The organism is Mycobacterium asiaticum, assembly GCF_001673365.1.
In the GTDB taxonomy this organism is placed as follows: Bacteria; Actinomycetota; Actinomycetes; order Mycobacteriales; family Mycobacteriaceae; genus Mycobacterium; species Mycobacterium asiaticum_A.
On the sequence record NZ_LZLS01000097.1, the window covers coordinates 87,416 to 101,811 of the forward strand.

Annotated in this window: 18 protein-coding genes; 9 read left to right on the plus strand and 9 right to left on the minus strand. The window is 64.1% G+C overall.

What is annotated here, in order from left to right:
• Positions 1–69: 69 nt before the first annotated feature.
• Positions 70–420 (plus strand): MmpS family transport accessory protein, encoded by a 351-nt coding sequence (locus A5634_RS10895; RefSeq protein WP_065144049.1) that lies wholly within the window; start codon positions 70–72, stop codon positions 418–420.
• Positions 421–478: 58 nt separating this feature from the next.
• Positions 479–1,768, plus strand: coding sequence for a cytochrome P450 (locus A5634_RS10900; protein ID WP_065144050.1), 1,290 nt, complete (start codon positions 479–481; stop codon positions 1,766–1,768).
• 11 nt (positions 1,769–1,779) lie between these two features.
• Here the strand turns inward: A5634_RS10900 and A5634_RS10905 are convergent, their stop codons facing one another.
• The 3 genes from A5634_RS10905 to A5634_RS10915 form a co-directional block, all read right to left on the minus strand.
• On the minus strand, positions 1,780–2,793 hold the full coding sequence (locus tag A5634_RS10905) for a DUF4878 domain-containing protein (protein ID WP_065144051.1): 1,014 nt from the start codon (positions 2,791–2,793) through the stop codon (positions 1,780–1,782).
• A gap of 90 nt (positions 2,794–2,883) precedes the next feature.
• The gene (locus tag A5634_RS10910) at positions 2,884–4,047 is read right to left on the minus strand and encodes a hypothetical protein (RefSeq protein ID WP_065144052.1); all 1,164 of its coding nucleotides are present in this window, start codon (positions 4,045–4,047) and stop codon (positions 2,884–2,886) included.
• Positions 4,048–4,053: 6 nt separating this feature from the next.
• On the minus strand, positions 4,054–4,956 hold the full coding sequence (locus A5634_RS10915) for a metal-dependent hydrolase (protein ID WP_065144053.1): 903 nt from the start codon (positions 4,954–4,956) through the stop codon (positions 4,054–4,056).
• A gap of 80 nt (positions 4,957–5,036) precedes the next feature.
• On the opposite strand from A5634_RS10915, the gene A5634_RS10920 reads away from it, so the two are divergent.
• On the plus strand, positions 5,037–5,594 hold the full coding sequence (locus A5634_RS10920; RefSeq protein ID WP_065144054.1) for a TetR/AcrR family transcriptional regulator: 558 nt from the start codon (positions 5,037–5,039) through the stop codon (positions 5,592–5,594).
• Here the strand turns inward: A5634_RS10920 and A5634_RS10925 are convergent.
• Positions 5,577–6,416, minus strand: coding sequence for an alpha/beta fold hydrolase (locus tag A5634_RS10925; RefSeq protein ID WP_065144105.1), 840 nt, complete (start codon positions 6,414–6,416; stop codon positions 5,577–5,579). The two genes, A5634_RS10920 and A5634_RS10925, sit on opposite strands and share 18 nt — an antisense overlap.
• Before the next feature lie 80 nt (positions 6,417–6,496).
• On the opposite strand from A5634_RS10925, the gene A5634_RS10930 reads away from it, so the two are divergent.
• Positions 6,497–7,537, plus strand: coding sequence for a phosphotransferase family protein (locus A5634_RS10930; protein ID WP_065144055.1), 1,041 nt, complete (start codon positions 6,497–6,499; stop codon positions 7,535–7,537).
• On the opposite strand, the gene A5634_RS10935 is transcribed toward A5634_RS10930, so the two are convergent.
• The gene (locus A5634_RS10935; protein WP_065144056.1) at positions 7,527–8,117 is read right to left on the minus strand and encodes a class I SAM-dependent methyltransferase; all 591 of its coding nucleotides are present in this window, start codon (positions 8,115–8,117) and stop codon (positions 7,527–7,529) included. The two genes, A5634_RS10930 and A5634_RS10935, sit on opposite strands and share 11 nt — an antisense overlap.
• A 54-nt stretch (positions 8,118–8,171) precedes the next feature.
• Between A5634_RS10935 and A5634_RS10940 the strand changes: the two genes are divergently transcribed.
• Positions 8,172–8,597: a hypothetical protein gene (locus tag A5634_RS10940; RefSeq protein WP_437339965.1), complete on the plus strand. Its 426-nt coding sequence runs from the start codon at positions 8,172–8,174 to the stop codon at positions 8,595–8,597.
• Between the two features lie 30 nt (positions 8,598–8,627).
• Here the strand turns inward: A5634_RS10940 and A5634_RS10945 are convergent, their stop codons facing one another.
• Positions 8,628–9,356, minus strand: coding sequence for a potassium channel family protein (locus A5634_RS10945; protein WP_065144058.1), 729 nt, complete (start codon positions 9,354–9,356; stop codon positions 8,628–8,630).
• Between the two features lie 79 nt (positions 9,357–9,435).
• On the opposite strand from A5634_RS10945, the gene A5634_RS10950 reads away from it, so the two are divergent.
• Positions 9,436–9,816, plus strand: a complete 381-nt coding sequence (locus A5634_RS10950) for a YidH family protein (protein ID WP_065144059.1) — start codon at positions 9,436–9,438, stop codon at positions 9,814–9,816.
• The gene (locus A5634_RS10955) at positions 9,813–10,124 is read left to right on the plus strand and encodes a DUF202 domain-containing protein (RefSeq protein WP_065144060.1); all 312 of its coding nucleotides are present in this window, start codon (positions 9,813–9,815) and stop codon (positions 10,122–10,124) included. Before A5634_RS10950 ends, A5634_RS10955 begins: the two co-directional genes overlap by 4 nt.
• 10 nt (positions 10,125–10,134) lie before the next feature.
• On the opposite strand, the gene A5634_RS10960 is transcribed toward A5634_RS10955, so the two are convergent.
• The 3 genes from A5634_RS10960 to A5634_RS10970 are packed head-to-tail and all read right to left on the minus strand — an operon-like array spanning position 10,135 to position 13,331.
• The gene (locus A5634_RS10960; protein ID WP_065144061.1) at positions 10,135–11,670 is read right to left on the minus strand and encodes a serine/threonine-protein kinase; all 1,536 of its coding nucleotides are present in this window, start codon (positions 11,668–11,670) and stop codon (positions 10,135–10,137) included.
• Positions 11,671–11,722: 52 nt separating this feature from the next.
• Positions 11,723–12,571 carry a serine hydrolase gene (locus tag A5634_RS10965; protein WP_253861547.1) on the minus strand — a complete coding sequence of 283 codons (849 nt, stop codon included), beginning with the start codon at positions 12,569–12,571 and terminating at the stop codon, positions 11,723–11,725.
• A 10-nt stretch (positions 12,572–12,581) separates the two neighbouring features.
• Positions 12,582–13,331 (minus strand): Rv3717 family N-acetylmuramoyl-L-alanine amidase, encoded by a 750-nt coding sequence (locus A5634_RS10970; protein ID WP_065144063.1) that lies wholly within the window; start codon positions 13,329–13,331, stop codon positions 12,582–12,584.
• A 151-nt stretch (positions 13,332–13,482) separates the two neighbouring features.
• On the opposite strand from A5634_RS10970, the gene A5634_RS10975 reads away from it, so the two are divergent.
• Both A5634_RS10975 and A5634_RS10980 read left to right on the plus strand, forming a co-directional pair.
• Positions 13,483–13,896, plus strand: a complete 414-nt coding sequence (locus tag A5634_RS10975; protein WP_065144064.1) for a DUF6636 domain-containing protein — start codon at positions 13,483–13,485, stop codon at positions 13,894–13,896.
• Entirely contained in the window at positions 13,877–14,386 is a 510-nt protein-coding gene (locus tag A5634_RS10980; protein ID WP_155769480.1) for a nitroreductase family deazaflavin-dependent oxidoreductase, read from the plus strand. Before A5634_RS10975 ends, A5634_RS10980 begins: the two co-directional genes overlap by 20 nt.
• The last annotated feature ends 10 nt before the right edge of the window (positions 14,387–14,396 follow it).

Sequence of the window (14,396 nt, forward strand, 5' to 3'; positions counted from 1 at the left end):
GGAATCACCATAAGTTCATTGCCACGAAGGGGTCGTAATCGCCCCCGCGTGATGACAACATGAACAACCATGAGCATTCGTCGCGCAGCTTCGCTTTTGTTTGCCATCGGTACCGCCTCAGCGGTCACCTGCGGCGTGGCAGGCGCCACCCCCAAGCCCGGCGAGTTCCCTCAAACTCGCTACGAGGTCAGCGGTACCGGCGTCGCCGAATACATTTCTTTCCAAACCCCGCAGGGCCAAAAGCAGATCGCCAACGTGCCGCTGCCATGGTCCACGGAATTCCAGGCGTTCGGCGGGCAGGTGTTCGTGCTCAGCGCCCAGGGTCAAGGGACCATCGCCTGCAAGATCCTGCTCGACGGCAACGTCGTCAACGACGCGCATTCGACCGGAACGCCGGGACGCGCGGTCTGTTCACACTGACGCGACTAGGCTCGGCCGTGTCACCCCTTCAATGTGGAAGGGGGCTTAGGAGGATCGCATGGACCTCAAGTCCGCGACGGGCCTGACTCCCCGAGTGAATGGGACGCCCCCACCGGAGATCCCGCTGGCCGATATCGCGCTTGGCTCGCTGGAGTTTTGGGGCGAAGACGACGATTACCGCGACGCCGCCTTCGCCACGTTGCGTCGCGAAGCACCGATTTCGTTCTGGCCCGCGATCGAAATGGAAGGCTTTACCGCGGGCAACGGGCACTGGGCGCTCACCCGATTGGACGACGTCTTCTTCGCCAGCCGGCATCCGGAGGTCTTCAGCTCCAGCCCCAACATCACCATCAACGACCAGACACCAGAGTTGGCCGAGTATTTCGGTTCGATGATCGTGATGGACGATCCGCGGCATCAGCGATTGCGTTCGATAGTCAGCCGAGCGTTCACCCCGAAGGTCGTGGCCCGCATCGAAGCGTCGGTGCGCGAGCGGGCGCACCGGTTGGTGGCGTCGATGATCGCCAATCATCCCGACCGGCAAGCAGATTTGGTCAGCGAGCTCGCCGGGCCGCTGCCATTGCAGATCATCTGCGACATGATGGGCGTCCCCGAAGAGGACCACCAGAAGATATTCCATTGGACCAACGAGATTCTCGGCTTCGGCGACCCGGATTTGGTCACCGATTTCGGTGAGTTCATTCAGATTTCGATGGACATCGGCGCCTATGCCACCGCATTGGCGGAGGACCGCCGGGTCAACCACCACGACGACCTGACCACCGCCCTGGTGGAAGCCGAGGTCAACGGCGAACAACTGTCGTCCTCGGAGATCGCCATGTTCTTCATCCTGCTGGTGGTGGCCGGCAACGAGACCACGCGCAACGCCATCAGCCACGGGGTGCTGGCGCTGTCCCGCTATCCCGAGGAACGCGAAAAGTGGTGGACGGATTACGACACCCTGGCTCACAGCGCGGTTGAGGAGATCGTGCGCTGGGCGTCGCCGGTGGTCTACATGCGCCGCACCCTGTCCCAGGATTTCGAGTTGAGCGGCACCAAAATGGCTGCGGGCGATAAGGTTTCGCTGTGGTACAACTCGGCCAACCGGGACGAAACGAAGTTCGCCGACCCTTGGCGCTTCGACGTCGCGCGAAACCCCAACCCGCACGTCGGCTTTGGTGGCGGAGGCGCGCACTTCTGCCTGGGCGCCAATCTGGCCCGCCGTGAAATCAGGGTGGTGTTCGACGAACTGCGCCGCGAGATGCCCGACATCGTCGCCACCGCAGAACCCAGGCGCCTGCTGTCACAGTTCATTCACGGCATCAAGAGCTTGCCGGTCGCCTGGTAGTTTCAGCCAGTTCAGCTGAAACTCACCTGCGGGGGTGTTTGCGTCAGGTCTGCGGTTCCCGCCAACGGCCTGGTAAGTAGTCCCATCTTGGGGACGCCGCCGCTAGTTGTAGCGGTGACTGTGAAACGTAGTGGTCCGGAGAAGGACACCCCGAGATTGGCCGCTTCCACATTGCCGATCTCGACCTCGCTGACGTCGAACGGCCCCCAAGAGGCCGAACCTTCGATGAAGTCCTCGGCGTTCAGATGCAAAGGGCAGCCCGGCGGTGCCAATAGGTGAGAGCGTTCGCACTGCGCCAACGCGACGGTGAGTTGATCCCGTACCGCGCTGCGCCCCTGCTCGGTCAGCGTGAAGGACAACGCGAGCGGCCAGGCTTTCGCCGCGGACACACCGTCGAGCAACGGCGGCGTGGCGCTGACCGTGACCGAGGAATTAGTGGTGCCTACCTCGACCCAACCCGGGAATACGTAAGTGGCGGAATCGAGTGGCTTGCCGAAGATCGTCAGCGTCTTGGCGGCCGCGCCCACTGTCGAGAGTTGAACCGCCGCCGCCTTAAGTTTCCAGCCGCCTGCCGCCGGTGTCACTTCCAGTGTCGCGTCCGAAGTTTGGGCTCCGAAGGTCGCCGACACGTGCACGTGCCCGCTCTGCCTGGCGGACGCATCGTCGTCGAGGATGCTGATATTTGAGATCGGCCATTTCGCCACCTGTTGCTTCAGGACGGCGTCGGTCAGGAATTGTTTCGAGGTCGGCTGCTGGACGCTGTAGGACAGCGCTGCCTGTGCGTCACCGGCGGCCAGTGCCTGAAGGTAGCGTCGCACCACGTCACCTGGCGACGCGTCGCCGCCAGTCGAGCCGAACAGCCCGAAAGCGGCCACGACCACGGTCGCCAGCACGACAACGCCGCCGACGGCTATGGAAATCCACCACGCCTTTCGACCCTTGCCCGCCGGTGTCGCCCACTTCGGTCGCGGTGGCGGTGGCGGCGGCTGCTGCTGAGGCCAACCGCCGAACGGACCGGGTTGCATACCAGTAAGCCTATGCCAGCCCATGGGGTGGCGAGCAGACGTAAAGCACCGGCACGCTCCGCGTGTCAGGCGCTTCTACGTCTGCTCGCCCTACAAAAACGAGTGCTCGGCGGTGAGGCCGCGCTCCGGGAACGCGCCCATCGCGAACGTTTCCGCATTGCCCAGTCCAGTGCCACCACCGACCGGATCATCCACGCGCACAAGCAGATCCCTGAGTTGATGTACTTTGCGGGCGGTCTCGGGATCGTCGCAATTGGCGACGTGGCTGCCCTCCACCTTCAAGTCGCCCACCCACTGTCCGTAGATCCAGTCGTTCCAGCCGTAGTAGCCACCGGTACCGAGATGAAAGCCGGTCGGGCCGGCCGCAGTGATGGTCAAAGGCCTTCTGGTTCCATCGGTTTCGGTCAGCGTAATAGTGCCGTGGGTAAGACGCCGGTTGGCGTCATGGAAATGCAGATCCTGTTCGACAACCGCGAAGCGCTGCGAAGTGCCGTCATCGTTTTGTTGCTCGGCTTGGAAGCGGGTGGATTCGAAGCCGTCGCCCTTCTCCTGCTGCAGGAAGACGAACAGCGAGTAGGCCGATCCGTCCGGGCGGGTAAGGGTCATCGGACACCAGGTCATGAACATCTGGTTGATGCGTCGGCCGCCTCGCGGCAGGCCGGGAATGGGCTTGCCGACGCCGGGACGCAGTCCCCAGGAGTGGTCGCGTATGGAGATCCATTCCTCGGGTTTGACTTCGGTGCGTACGCCCTCGAGTTCGACCCACCCGGATGCCACACCAATTTGGTGGTAGCGCAACACATTATGAGTGACTCGGTAGCCGTCCGGGCTGCGATCCGGCCAGGGGTCCTCCAGAGCGGCGGGAAACGTGCCGCGCATGGTCACGTCGAAGGCGATCGGTGCGTGCTCGTTGGTGTCGAGGGTGACGCGGATGGCTTTGAGCGGTTCGACGACGCGGTAGTGGATGGGACCGACGTCGGTGCTCGACGGATCCGAGGACAGTCGGCGCCCGGCTCGCACCGTCCACTGCTCGGTGCCGCGGCATACCCCGCCCGCACCGTCGAACACTCCCCTATTGGTGTACTTGCCGATACCCAGGACCAGTTGCAGCGAGTTGTCCCGCGCATGCGCAATCGACCAAATCTTTTCCGTCCAGGACGGATCGGACTGGCTGACCGTGGCGAAGGTGTCGACGATCTGATGCGTCAGATGCTCGTCCTCGGGAACCAGGTCACCGTAGTTGTTTGACAGCAAGCGAACTCAGCCTTTCCCGGCATAGGTTGTCATATCTGTGCCGCGGTCGTATTCCGCCATCCAAGTGCTGGCCCATTCCGGAAGCGGCTGGTCTTGTGGGTCATGGTGCGGTGTTTGGGACAAGGCAAGCCGCCAGAGCATGGTGAGCAGCCGTGTCGTGGGCACGGCGTGGAATATCGGTCGGACGCCGTGTTTGCGTACCCGGTAGCGGAATTCGCTCCTCAACGCGTCCGCCATCACCTGCTCCGCGGACGTAGTGCGGTCGGCCAACGGGACGTGTTCGTCGAAACCTTTTGCCACGGTGTTGGCAATGACGCCGACGTGGCGGAACGTTTGTCTGATGCAGCGCACCCGGTACCAGGGGTCGGGCATCAGGTGCCGGTACAGCTTCAGACCCGAACTGCGGTGCTCGATCTCCTCGACGAAGTGCCAGACCATCAGGCCGGCTACCCGCTCATCTCCCCCGCCGAACAGCGAATCCCGGTGGTCCAGAATGACTTTGAACATCGGAGTGAACGTTGCTTCCAGGTTGGCGATGTAGGCGGCGTGAAACTCGACCGGATGCGCGGCGATCAGCTGGTTGTACAACGTCATCGTCTGGTCGTAACAGCGTTCGAGTCCCGGATACTGCTCGATGAGTGCAAGCATGTGCTTGCGATGCGCCGCCGCGTGCTGAGCCTCCTGCCTGAGGAAGGCGTCGGCCTCCGCGGCAACTTCTGGGTCCTCGCGAAGACGGTCCTGTGCTTCACGCAGTGCGGCGATGATGTATTTCTCGAACGGCACCGCGATGAAGGTGAACGCGTTGCAGAAGATCGCGAAGTTCGGATTGGCGGGCTGCCACATGAACGGCACCTTGTACGCCGGATCATCGAACTGAAAGGACATCTTCCGGACTACTAGGTCCGTCATCGCCTCGTACCTTACGTTTCAGATCAATCTGTCTCAGTTCGCAGTGTGACATTTGTCGGTATAGATGTAAAGTACGTAAGGTGCCCAGCCGCGTCCCTCCTGGTGTCGAGCCCTCGACCCGTCGACGGATCCTGGCCGCCACGTTTGTGGTCCTCGCACGAAGTGGCCGCAAGCGACTGATGCTGTCGGAAGTAGCCGCGGAGGCCAAAGTGTCCCGGCCCACGCTGTACCGGTATTTCCCTTCGAAAGACGATCTGCTCGCCGCGTTCGGGCTCTACGAGCAAGACAATTTCGATGCCGGCATAGCGTCTGCCATCGCGGGCCTGCAGGGTCTCGAAAGACTGGATGCTGCACTGCAATTCGTGGTTGATTTTCAGCACGCCTACTCGCTGGGCTTTCTGGCAGATACCGAGCCCGAACACGTTCTCACCCAAATGAAACGGGTGATGCCTGTCCTGCAGGAGCGGATCGCGCGCCTGATCCCAGGCGACAACGCCGAGTTGGCCGCGGCGACCGTGGCGCGGGTCGCGGTATGCCACTATCTGGTCGGCGGCGGAGATCGTGAGCGATTTCTCGCCGAATTGCGTTATGCCGCAGGCATCAATCGTCCCGCATCACAATCAACGACCGCCAGCTAGCCACTCGCAAATTCGCTCTCCGATCAGATCGGGTCGCTCAAGATGCAGGAAATGACCTGCGTCGTCGATCATTTCGAATCTCGACCCCGGCGCGGGTAGATGATGTGTCGCGCCGGACACCACCTCGGCGCCCAATCCACCGTCGTTCACACCGTGCAGGTACAGGGTGGGCACGGACGGTGCGATGAAGGTTGCCGAGGCTTCCTGCTCGGCGGCCGGATCGGCGAACTCGGGATTGAATGTCGCCCGGTAGGGAGCGATCACCCCGGCGATGGTTTCGGCTGTGACGTGCTCACGCAGCCGCGAAATGTCCTGCTGTGCATCGTAGCCGGGAGACCAGTCGGTCCATAGTTGCTCCCAGAATCCTGGCTGCACCACCACCGTCTCGGCTAGACCGACTTGTTGGATAAACCAGATGTAAAACGAGCGCTTCAGCTGTGTATAGCTGAACATCGACTCGCCGAGCGCGGCACTGGGCGGCACGGCGAGCGTCACCAACCGACTGAACGCACCGGGATCGACACCTACCGCTCCGTAGGCCGCGTGAGCGCCCCAGTCATGGCCGATGAGCACGGCACGCTGGTCGCCACGGTAGCCGCGGTATACCGAAAGTATTTGGCGCACATATGTTCCCACACTGATCGGGCCCTTAGCCGGCGCGTCGTAGCCCGGCAGCCACGGCGCTATCACCCGGTACCCCTGGTCGGCCAGGACGGGTCCCAGGTGGCGCCAGGTGTGCGGAGTGTCGGGGAAGCCGTGGACAGCGATGGCCAGTGGCCGCGACATGTCCTCGATATCACCGAAGGCCAGCGGATCTGCCACCACAGTCTCCTTTACATCGTTTACGCCTGATGTAACCACAGTCTATTTACATCTGGTACTCGGTATGTAAATGTTTGTCCATGGCTGGACTGTCTCTCGTCCAACGCGACCTTGACGCAACCCGTCACCAACTCGCGCGTTGGTTCGAGCACAAGTTCGGCGAAACCGTCGACATCGGTGAGCTGCGTCCGGCCAATCGTGCCGCCGGGTGGTCGAGCGTAAGCCTGCTGTTCAGCGTGAATGGCTCGCGCGAGTTCGTGGTCCGTATCCCACCCACCGGCGGCGGTATCTACGCCGAGTACGACCTGGCCGCCCAGACCCAAACCCAGCTGTTCCTGCACGACTACGGCATCGCCACGCCCTCGCCCATCCACTTCGAACCCGAGGAGTCGTGGCTCGGCTCGAGTTTCCTCGTGATGCCACGCATCGTCGGACACACGCCCTCGGACACGTCCTATGCATCGCGCGGCTGGCTGCACGGCGCCGGCATCGAAACCCAGCGTCGGGTGCACGACTCGTTCCTCGACACTTTGGCTGCCTTGACGCGGGTCCCGGTCGAGCAGGCACCGTGGCTGCGCCGATCGCAAGGTGTCGGCAACAGCGGTGAACTCGCCTGGTGGCGCGAGTATGTCGAGTGGGCAACCGACCGGCAGGTGCCGGACCTCATTGCCGATGCGTTCGACTGGCTGCTCCGCCACCAGCCCGACGACCCCTCCGAACTCGTGGTGTGTTGGGGCGACGCGCGGTTGTCCAACGCGATCTTCGACGACGACGGGCGGATCACTGGCGTGCTGGACTGGGAGCAGGCGTGCCTGTGCCCGGCCGAGACCGACTTCGCCTGGTGGCTGGCCACTCGCCGGCAAACCATGGAGGTCAACGGGATCGAGGCCGACCCCGAGTTGCCCGGCTTCGACAGCCGCGCACGGGTGATCGAACGGTTCGAGGAGATGATCGGCCGGCCGCTAACGGCGTTGGGTTGGTATGAGATCTTCTCGATGGTGCGGATGGGTTGCTGCATCCTGCGGGTTCAGTGGCTGCTGCGCAGCATCGGCCAGGCCGACCACGGGCTTTGCCGGGCACCGATCATGCCCGCCTGGGCCATCGCAGCCATTAGCGGTTAGGCAGCTGGTAGACGTACAGCACGCGCGGATAGACCGTCAGCCATTCCGGTGGCTGCGGAGTTTGGGCAACGCGGTCGGTATTGGTGGCAAGCCAGGCCAGCGCCTTGCGGTACTCGTCGAGAGCCGCGGGCCGGAACGGGTAGCGGTGGTAGGAGGCGAACGCCTGCATGTGGGCATAGAGGGCGACCCTGCCGAGCAATCCGTCGGGCATGTCTTCGAAGACGATGATGCGCGAGCGCGCGACGCGGCGGCATTCACTGATCAATCGGACCGGGTCATGGCTGTGGTGCAGCACCTCACTCAGGATGACGTGATCAAATGAGTTGTCCTGAAACGGGATTGACGTGCCGTCGAATTCGTCGAACGCAATGTCGGCCTCGCGGAAGTCCTTGACGTCAATGCCGGCCGGAACCGCACCGTACATGTCTTGCAGGTAAGCGCAGAGATGTCCGGTGCCGCAGCCAACGTCGAGAACGGTGTCGCCCTCGCCGACGTAATCGGCTAGGGCCTCGGCTTGTTCGCGCAGTCGCACAGCCGGCTGCACAACGTGCTTGGCTTCAGAGAGGACGCGGCGAAACATCTCGGCAAAACGTATCACGAACGAATAGACTGGCGCGCCATGTGCGTCCGACTAATGCTGTGCGGCGCCGGCGCAGCTGCGTCATTGATGGCGGGTTCCGTCGCCCCTTCCCACGCGGACCCCGGATCGACCCAGAAGTGGATCGACCTACAGGTCGGCCAGTGCGTTACCGACCTCCCCCCTGCCGACCTGAGCCAGATCACCGTTACCGTGACCGATTGTGCCGCACCACATTTGGCCGAAGTCTTCCTGCGTGCACCGGTGGCGGTGGATTCGGCCATCGGCACCGTCGCCGATCAGGCGTGTACCGGCGGCGTAGTGCCCTACACCGGGAAACCCGTTGCCGGCAGCCCGTATTCGGTGGCGTGGCTGATCGACTCACATATGGACAGAACGGGCGCCGATCCCACGCCCAGCACCGTCATCTGTCTGCTGCAGGGTGCCAACGGGCAGCTGCTCACCGGCTCAGCGCGCCGCTGACGTTGTAGCTCAACCGAATTACCAGTAGCGCTAAGCGTCCGAGGCATTCCGTTGCCCGAGTTGCTCGGACAGAGCTCTTATTTCGTCGCGCAACTCCTCGATCTGAGCGGCCGTCGCGACCTGGTTCGCGGTGTCGGTTTCCTCAACCCGCTGCACTATCCACGAGGCCAGCGACGCGGTAACCACGCCGATCAGGCTGATGCCGCCGAGCATCAAACACACCGCGACTACCCGGCCGGTCACCGTGATCGGGTACAGATTCCCGTAGCCGACGGTGGTGACGGTGGTGACCGCCCACCACACGGCCTTGCCAAACGAGTTGATCGTCGCCGCGGGCTCGGCGCGCTCGGCATCGAGAATTGCCAGCGACCCCGCATACACCAGCAGGGCGACCCCGGAAATGGTGTAGATCAGGATCTGGCCGCGAACCGCATGACCGACGGCCTTCTGCAACACCCCCAGCAGCACGATCAAGCGCACCATCCGCAGCGGCCGCAGGAACGGCAATGCGACGATCAGCAGATCCATCAGGTGCAGCAGGAACCATTGCCGGCGGTTCTCGGCCAGTAGCAGGCGAGCCAAATAGTCACCTACGAACATGGCCCACGCGACCCAGCACAGCAACCACAGGACGCGTGCCTCCAGCCCGTGCGGCCGGGCCAGTATCTGGACCGAGTACATGACGAGGAAGGCGATCGCGACCATGGCCAGCGGCCACTCGGTGCGCTGCCTCCACAACTGCTCCTTGGATACCGACATGCGGCTCAGCGTACGAGATCGACGAAACCCCCAGCGTTTACGTCAAACTCACCACCCGCCCAAAAACACGCTATCTACGATGTCCATCGTGACCGATGAAGAACCCGCCCCGGCAGCTACCGAGCAGGAGCCCGACTACCGGTTCACCCTGGCCAACGAGCGGACCTTCCTGGCGTGGCAGCGCACGGCGCTGGGACTGCTCGCCGCCGCGGTCGCCCTCATGCACTTCGTCCCGGAACTGGTGGTGGTCGGCGCCCGCCGAGTACTCGGCATCGGGCTTGCCGCACTGGCAATCTCCACCAGCGGGATCGGGTTGCAGCGCTGGCGCCAGGCGGATCGCGCGATGCGCCGCGGGGAACCGCTGCCTCGGCAGCCTTCGCCTGGTCTCCTCGCCATCGGGCTCATCGTGCTTGGGCTGATCGCGCTCGCTCTGGTGATCGCCAAGGCGGTCACGGGTTGACCACGCCCGGCGGCCCGGCCGAACGCACAGCGCTGGCCTGGACTCGGACGTCGTTCGCGTTCCTGGCTAATGGCGTACTTCTGGCTCTCCAGGACGTGCACGGGGCCGGACAGCGACCGGGGGCGCTACTGCCCGCCGGAGTGGCCTGCGCCGCGGCGTTGGCGACCTACGTGATCGCTCGCCGACGCCAGCACACGCTGTCCCTCCGCCCCCTGCCGGCCCGCATCACCGCGCGCCGCCAGGTGAACATCATCGGGTTCGCAGCTTTGATGCTCATCGCCACGACCGCGATTGCTCAACTGCTGTAACAGTTTTCGGCTACCACAGATACACGACGGCATCCTTGCCGCCGGTGCACCTGATCCACGGATTGGCGCCGTCGCCCGCGCATTGCATCAAAAAGTTCGTCGTGTTCCTCGGGTCGCAGTCGGCGCCCGGGACGGTGAAGCAGTCGACGGACCCCGGCGAGGACACGGTGCGTGCTCCGGTGGTGGCATTGCCGTAGGTGTTCCAGTAGGCGTGCAGCACGGCGTTGGCGAAGTAGCACGACGTCGGCGGTGAGCCTCGCCCGCCGTGGGTCCCGAACCCGGTCGTGCCGAGTTGGAAGCCCTGGTCGCAGCTTTGGTGGCTAGCACTTTGGTCCGGCCCGGTGACCAGCGGCGGCGAAGCGTTGGCGGGCCGCGACGGGATCGGCTCCGGCGTAGCTGAGGACGGCTCGCCACTGTAGGGCGGAATGGTGGGCGGGACGGTCGCCGTCGGGGCGGCCGGGGACTCCGACTTTGCCAACATCCCGACGATGATGCCCACCGCCGCGAGGACCAATGCCGCGCTGACGCCGATGGCGACGGGCACCAGCCATCGCCGGGAGGGTTTTTCTGTAACCGGAGCCGGTACCGCCGGATGCGGCCCGGACGGCGGGAAGGTTTGCGAATAGACCTGCTGGTGCGGTTGGGGTCGAGGCGGCATCGGTGTCGGCTGCCAGGACACCGGCCGGGTCGGCTCGTCGACCGGATCCACTGCGGTGCGCGCTCCGCTGTGCAGCGCCCGTTCGGCCGCCCGACCGAATGCGCCGGCGCTGCCGTAGCGGTCGTCGGGCTCCTTGGCCATGCCGCGCACGATCACCTCGTCCAGGGCGTTCGGGATTCGCGGGTTTACCAGGCTGGGCCGCGGCGGCGGCGACGACAGGTGCGCGGCGACGAACCCGCCCTGGGTTTGGGCGGGAAACGGAAGCTGGCCGGTCAACGACTCGTAGAGCACGCACGCCAGGGAGTAAATGTCGGCGGCCGGAGTGATTTCCTGGTCGGCGAACCGTTCCGGTGCCATGTAGGCCCATGAGCCGACGCGCATGTTGGCCGCCGTGAGCCGGGTGTGCTCGCCCATGACCTCGGCGATCCCGAAGTCCACCAGGTACGCGAAGTCAGCCGGGGTGACCAGGATGTTCTGCGGCTTGACGTCGCGGTGCACCAGTCCGTCGGCGTGCGCGGCATCCAGCGCTGCCGCGATCTGGCTGATGATGGCTACCGCCCGCGCCGGCTCTAGCGGCGCCTTGGCCAGCAGGCTCTCCAAGTCCTTGCCCCGGACCAGGCGCATGTCGATGAACAGCGAGCCGTCGATCTCGCCGAAGCCGTGGATCGGAATGACGTGCGGTTCTTGCAACGTCGCGGCGGCGTGGGATTCCCGCTCGAAGCGGGTGCGAAATTTGCGGTCGTGGGCGAACTGACTCTTGATGATCTTGAGGGCGACCGTCCGCCCGATCTGGTTGTCGTAGGCCTCGTAGACCTCACCCATTCCGCCTTTGCCCAGGACGCCGGTGATCGTGTACTTGCCGAATGTCGTGCCCACCCGCTGATCCACCGCTAGCCTCCCGTACGGATTATGCGGCACTTTCTGTGGAGGTCTAAGTCTTTCACTTGCACTGGCCGGACGGCAGCTGGGCAAGGTGCATGCTCAGCCAGGCGGCGGCTTCGTCCAGGGCGCGCCTGCCGTCTTCGAACGATCCCGACGCGGGTTCAGCGGCGATGGCAACGGCCAGTTTTCCCGATGGCGCGTTGAGAATGCCGAGCTGGCGTACCAGGTACCTGCCCGACGGCGACGGACCCCAGCCTCCCTTGAACTGGGCGCCGGTTAGCGTGCCGATGCCCCAACTCTGTTGCGGCGCAATCTGTCCCATCAGCGCGAAGATCGGTTCGTTCTGTTTGTTGCAGAACGCGCTTGCGATGAAGCGTGTTTGATTGACCAGCGACCAGATGGTCTGGCCGAATGCGGTGAATTCTGGTCGCACTTTGCGGGATTCGACGATCGTGGGGTCGCCGGTTTCCTGCAGGATCTGCTGCACCTTCTGCGCGGCTGTCGAGGGGTCACCGAGTTGTTGCCAAAGTGCTTCGGCCGCTGCGTTATCGGACTCGGTGATGGCGGCCCTCATCTTGTCGGTGACTTTGTGTTGTTGGCGATAGGCGGCGATTGCCAGCGGCACCTTGCTGGTCGACCAGGCCGGTCCCTGCTGCCAATCTCCGTAGGTCAGTGGCGCCTCGCTGCTGCCGACCGCGGAGACGGCCAGGCCCATCGAGGCGTTGAGCCGAGTGGCCAGTTGGATGAATTCCGCCGCCAGATCGGTTGGTGCGTTGGGTGGCGGCGGCGTACTTGGTGGCATAGGCATGGGGTGTGCGGGTGGCGCGGGGGTATGGCGATAGGCGTAGACGGCGGCAAAGGTCACGATAGCGGCCCCCACCACCAGCGTTGCGAGGACTGCGACCACTCGTCGGGCGCTAACCCGCCTTGGCTTGGAGATAGGCGACTATCCCTTGAGTGACGGCGCTCGCGTATCTGGCCCGCCCGTCTGTGCTTTCGATCAGGGCGGCGTCTTCGGCGTTCTTCATGTTGCCGAGTTCGACGAGGACGGCCGGATATTCGGCGAAATTCAGACCGGCCAGGTCGGCACGGCCGTAGAGGCCGTCGGACCCAATGTAGTTCGACGGCACGAAACCGGCGCTGATCAGCGCGCCGCGCATCGCGTTGGCGACCTGAACCGAGGGCCCTGATTGGGAGTCGTTGAGTGGCGGGCTCGAGTAGTTCACGTGGAAGCCGTGCCCGGAGGCGGGGCCACCGTCGGCGTGGATGCTGACAATTGCGTCGGGATGCATCGCGTTGGCTTGCGCGGCGCGGTCGTTGATGCACGGACCGGACGAGCTGTCGTTACCGCGGGACAGCTGGGTGTGTACGCCAAGTTGTTCGAGGTTGGCCGCGACCATGGTAGTGACGTCCCAGGTGAACGCGTGCTCGGGATAGCCGTCGCCGGCCGCGGTGCCCGAGGTGTTGCACGGCTTGGTGCCGCCGCGGCCGTTGGGCACCTGCTGGTTGATCGACGCGTCGGCGACGCCGTTGTGGCCCGGGTCGAGGAAGACGCTCATTCCGGCAATGCCGGCGGCTGTGGCACGCGGTGAGGTGCCGATTGCGACGAAAGCTGCCGCTGCTGCGGCGGCGCATTTCAGCACGTCGCGCCTGGAAAATCGACTCACCGCGCGATGGTAACAATCTGGCCGGATGGCCTGCCCCTCACGTGCCCGCCGACTGTGCATGCTGCGACGCATCGCAGCCTGTCGCGTCGCCAGATACGCAGTCGCCGATAGGCCCGGGCGGAGTGCCCGGCTGGCGTGCTAAGACCGAGGTATGCGAATACTCCTGTCCGCGCTGATCGCGACGACCGCCGCCCTCGCCTTTCCCGCCACCGCGCACGCGGACTCAAAGTATTTCAAGTCTCCGTCCAACAACATCTTCTGCGTGATCGACGTCGACGGAGCCGCATGCGACATCCGGGAGTACACCTACACCCCACCCCCGCCCCCGGAGTGCGCACAACACATCTCCTGGGGCAGCCGGTTCACCCTGGCCCCTGGCAAACCGGGCACCATCGAGTGCCACGGGGACACCCTGGAACTCCCAGGCGAACCGACCCTTAACTACGGCCAGACCATCTCGGCCGGCAGCCTCACTTGTGCCAGTGAGCAGTCGGGGATGAGATGCACCGATAGCCGCAGCGGGCACTTCTTCAGTGTGTCCCGGGATGCCTTCAAACTCGGTTAGCCGCAAGCACGCCGTTCTGGCTGTTGGTGCCGCGGCGCTGTCGATGGTGTTGCTAGTGCGAAAGTTTCGGCACCATCGACAGTTGCTGCTCGAAAACAGTTCCTTTCGCACGCTGCTGAAAACTTACAACGCGGTGACCCGTAGCAGTTCGGGTAAACCGCTGTCGACCGTTGGACTGCTCACCCATGTGGGCCGCCACAGTGGGCGCAGCTACCAAACCTCGGTGGGCGTGAACGCCTACGGCGACGGTTTCTTGGTGCCGTTGACCTACGGGCCTACCACGGACTGGTGCCGCAACCTGGTGGCCGCCGGTGGCGGCGCGCTGACCTGGAAGGGACAGACCTATCAGCTGGAGCGTCCCGAGATCGTTTCCGGGGCCGAACCATTGCGCTCGTGGCCGATGAGGACGCGAATCATGCTGCAATTAGCCGGAATCGACGAATTCGTCTGGCTGCACAAGAGCCAGTCACAATTCCAAATGAAGCCGTAGTGCATCGTCG

Excerpts from the sequence above, each read along its gene's own strand:
- A5634_RS10895 (WP_065144049.1), top strand. The coding sequence starts at position 70 with ATGAGCATTCGTCGCGCAGCTTCGCTTTTGTTTGCCATCGGTACCGCC.
- A5634_RS10900 (WP_065144050.1), top strand. The coding sequence starts at position 479 with ATGGACCTCAAGTCCGCGACGGGCCTGACTCCCCGAGTGAATGGGACG.
- A5634_RS10905 (WP_065144051.1), bottom strand. The coding sequence starts at position 2,793 with ATGCAACCCGGTCCGTTCGGCGGTTGGCCTCAGCAGCAGCCGCCGCCA.
- A5634_RS10915 (WP_065144053.1), bottom strand. The coding sequence starts at position 4,956 with ATGACGGACCTAGTAGTCCGGAAGATGTCCTTTCAGTTCGATGATCCG.
- A5634_RS10930 (WP_065144055.1), top strand. The coding sequence starts at position 6,497 with ATGGCTGGACTGTCTCTCGTCCAACGCGACCTTGACGCAACCCGTCAC.
- A5634_RS10935 (WP_065144056.1), bottom strand. The coding sequence starts at position 8,117 with ATGTTTCGCCGCGTCCTCTCTGAAGCCAAGCACGTTGTGCAGCCGGCT.
- A5634_RS10940 (WP_437339965.1), top strand. The coding sequence starts at position 8,172 with ATGCTGTGCGGCGCCGGCGCAGCTGCGTCATTGATGGCGGGTTCCGTC.
- A5634_RS10945 (WP_065144058.1), bottom strand. The coding sequence starts at position 9,356 with ATGTCGGTATCCAAGGAGCAGTTGTGGAGGCAGCGCACCGAGTGGCCG.
- A5634_RS10950 (WP_065144059.1), top strand. The coding sequence starts at position 9,436 with ATGTCCATCGTGACCGATGAAGAACCCGCCCCGGCAGCTACCGAGCAG.
- A5634_RS10975 (WP_065144064.1), top strand. The coding sequence starts at position 13,483 with ATGCGAATACTCCTGTCCGCGCTGATCGCGACGACCGCCGCCCTCGCC.
- A5634_RS10980 (WP_155769480.1), top strand. The coding sequence starts at position 13,877 with ATGCCTTCAAACTCGGTTAGCCGCAAGCACGCCGTTCTGGCTGTTGGT.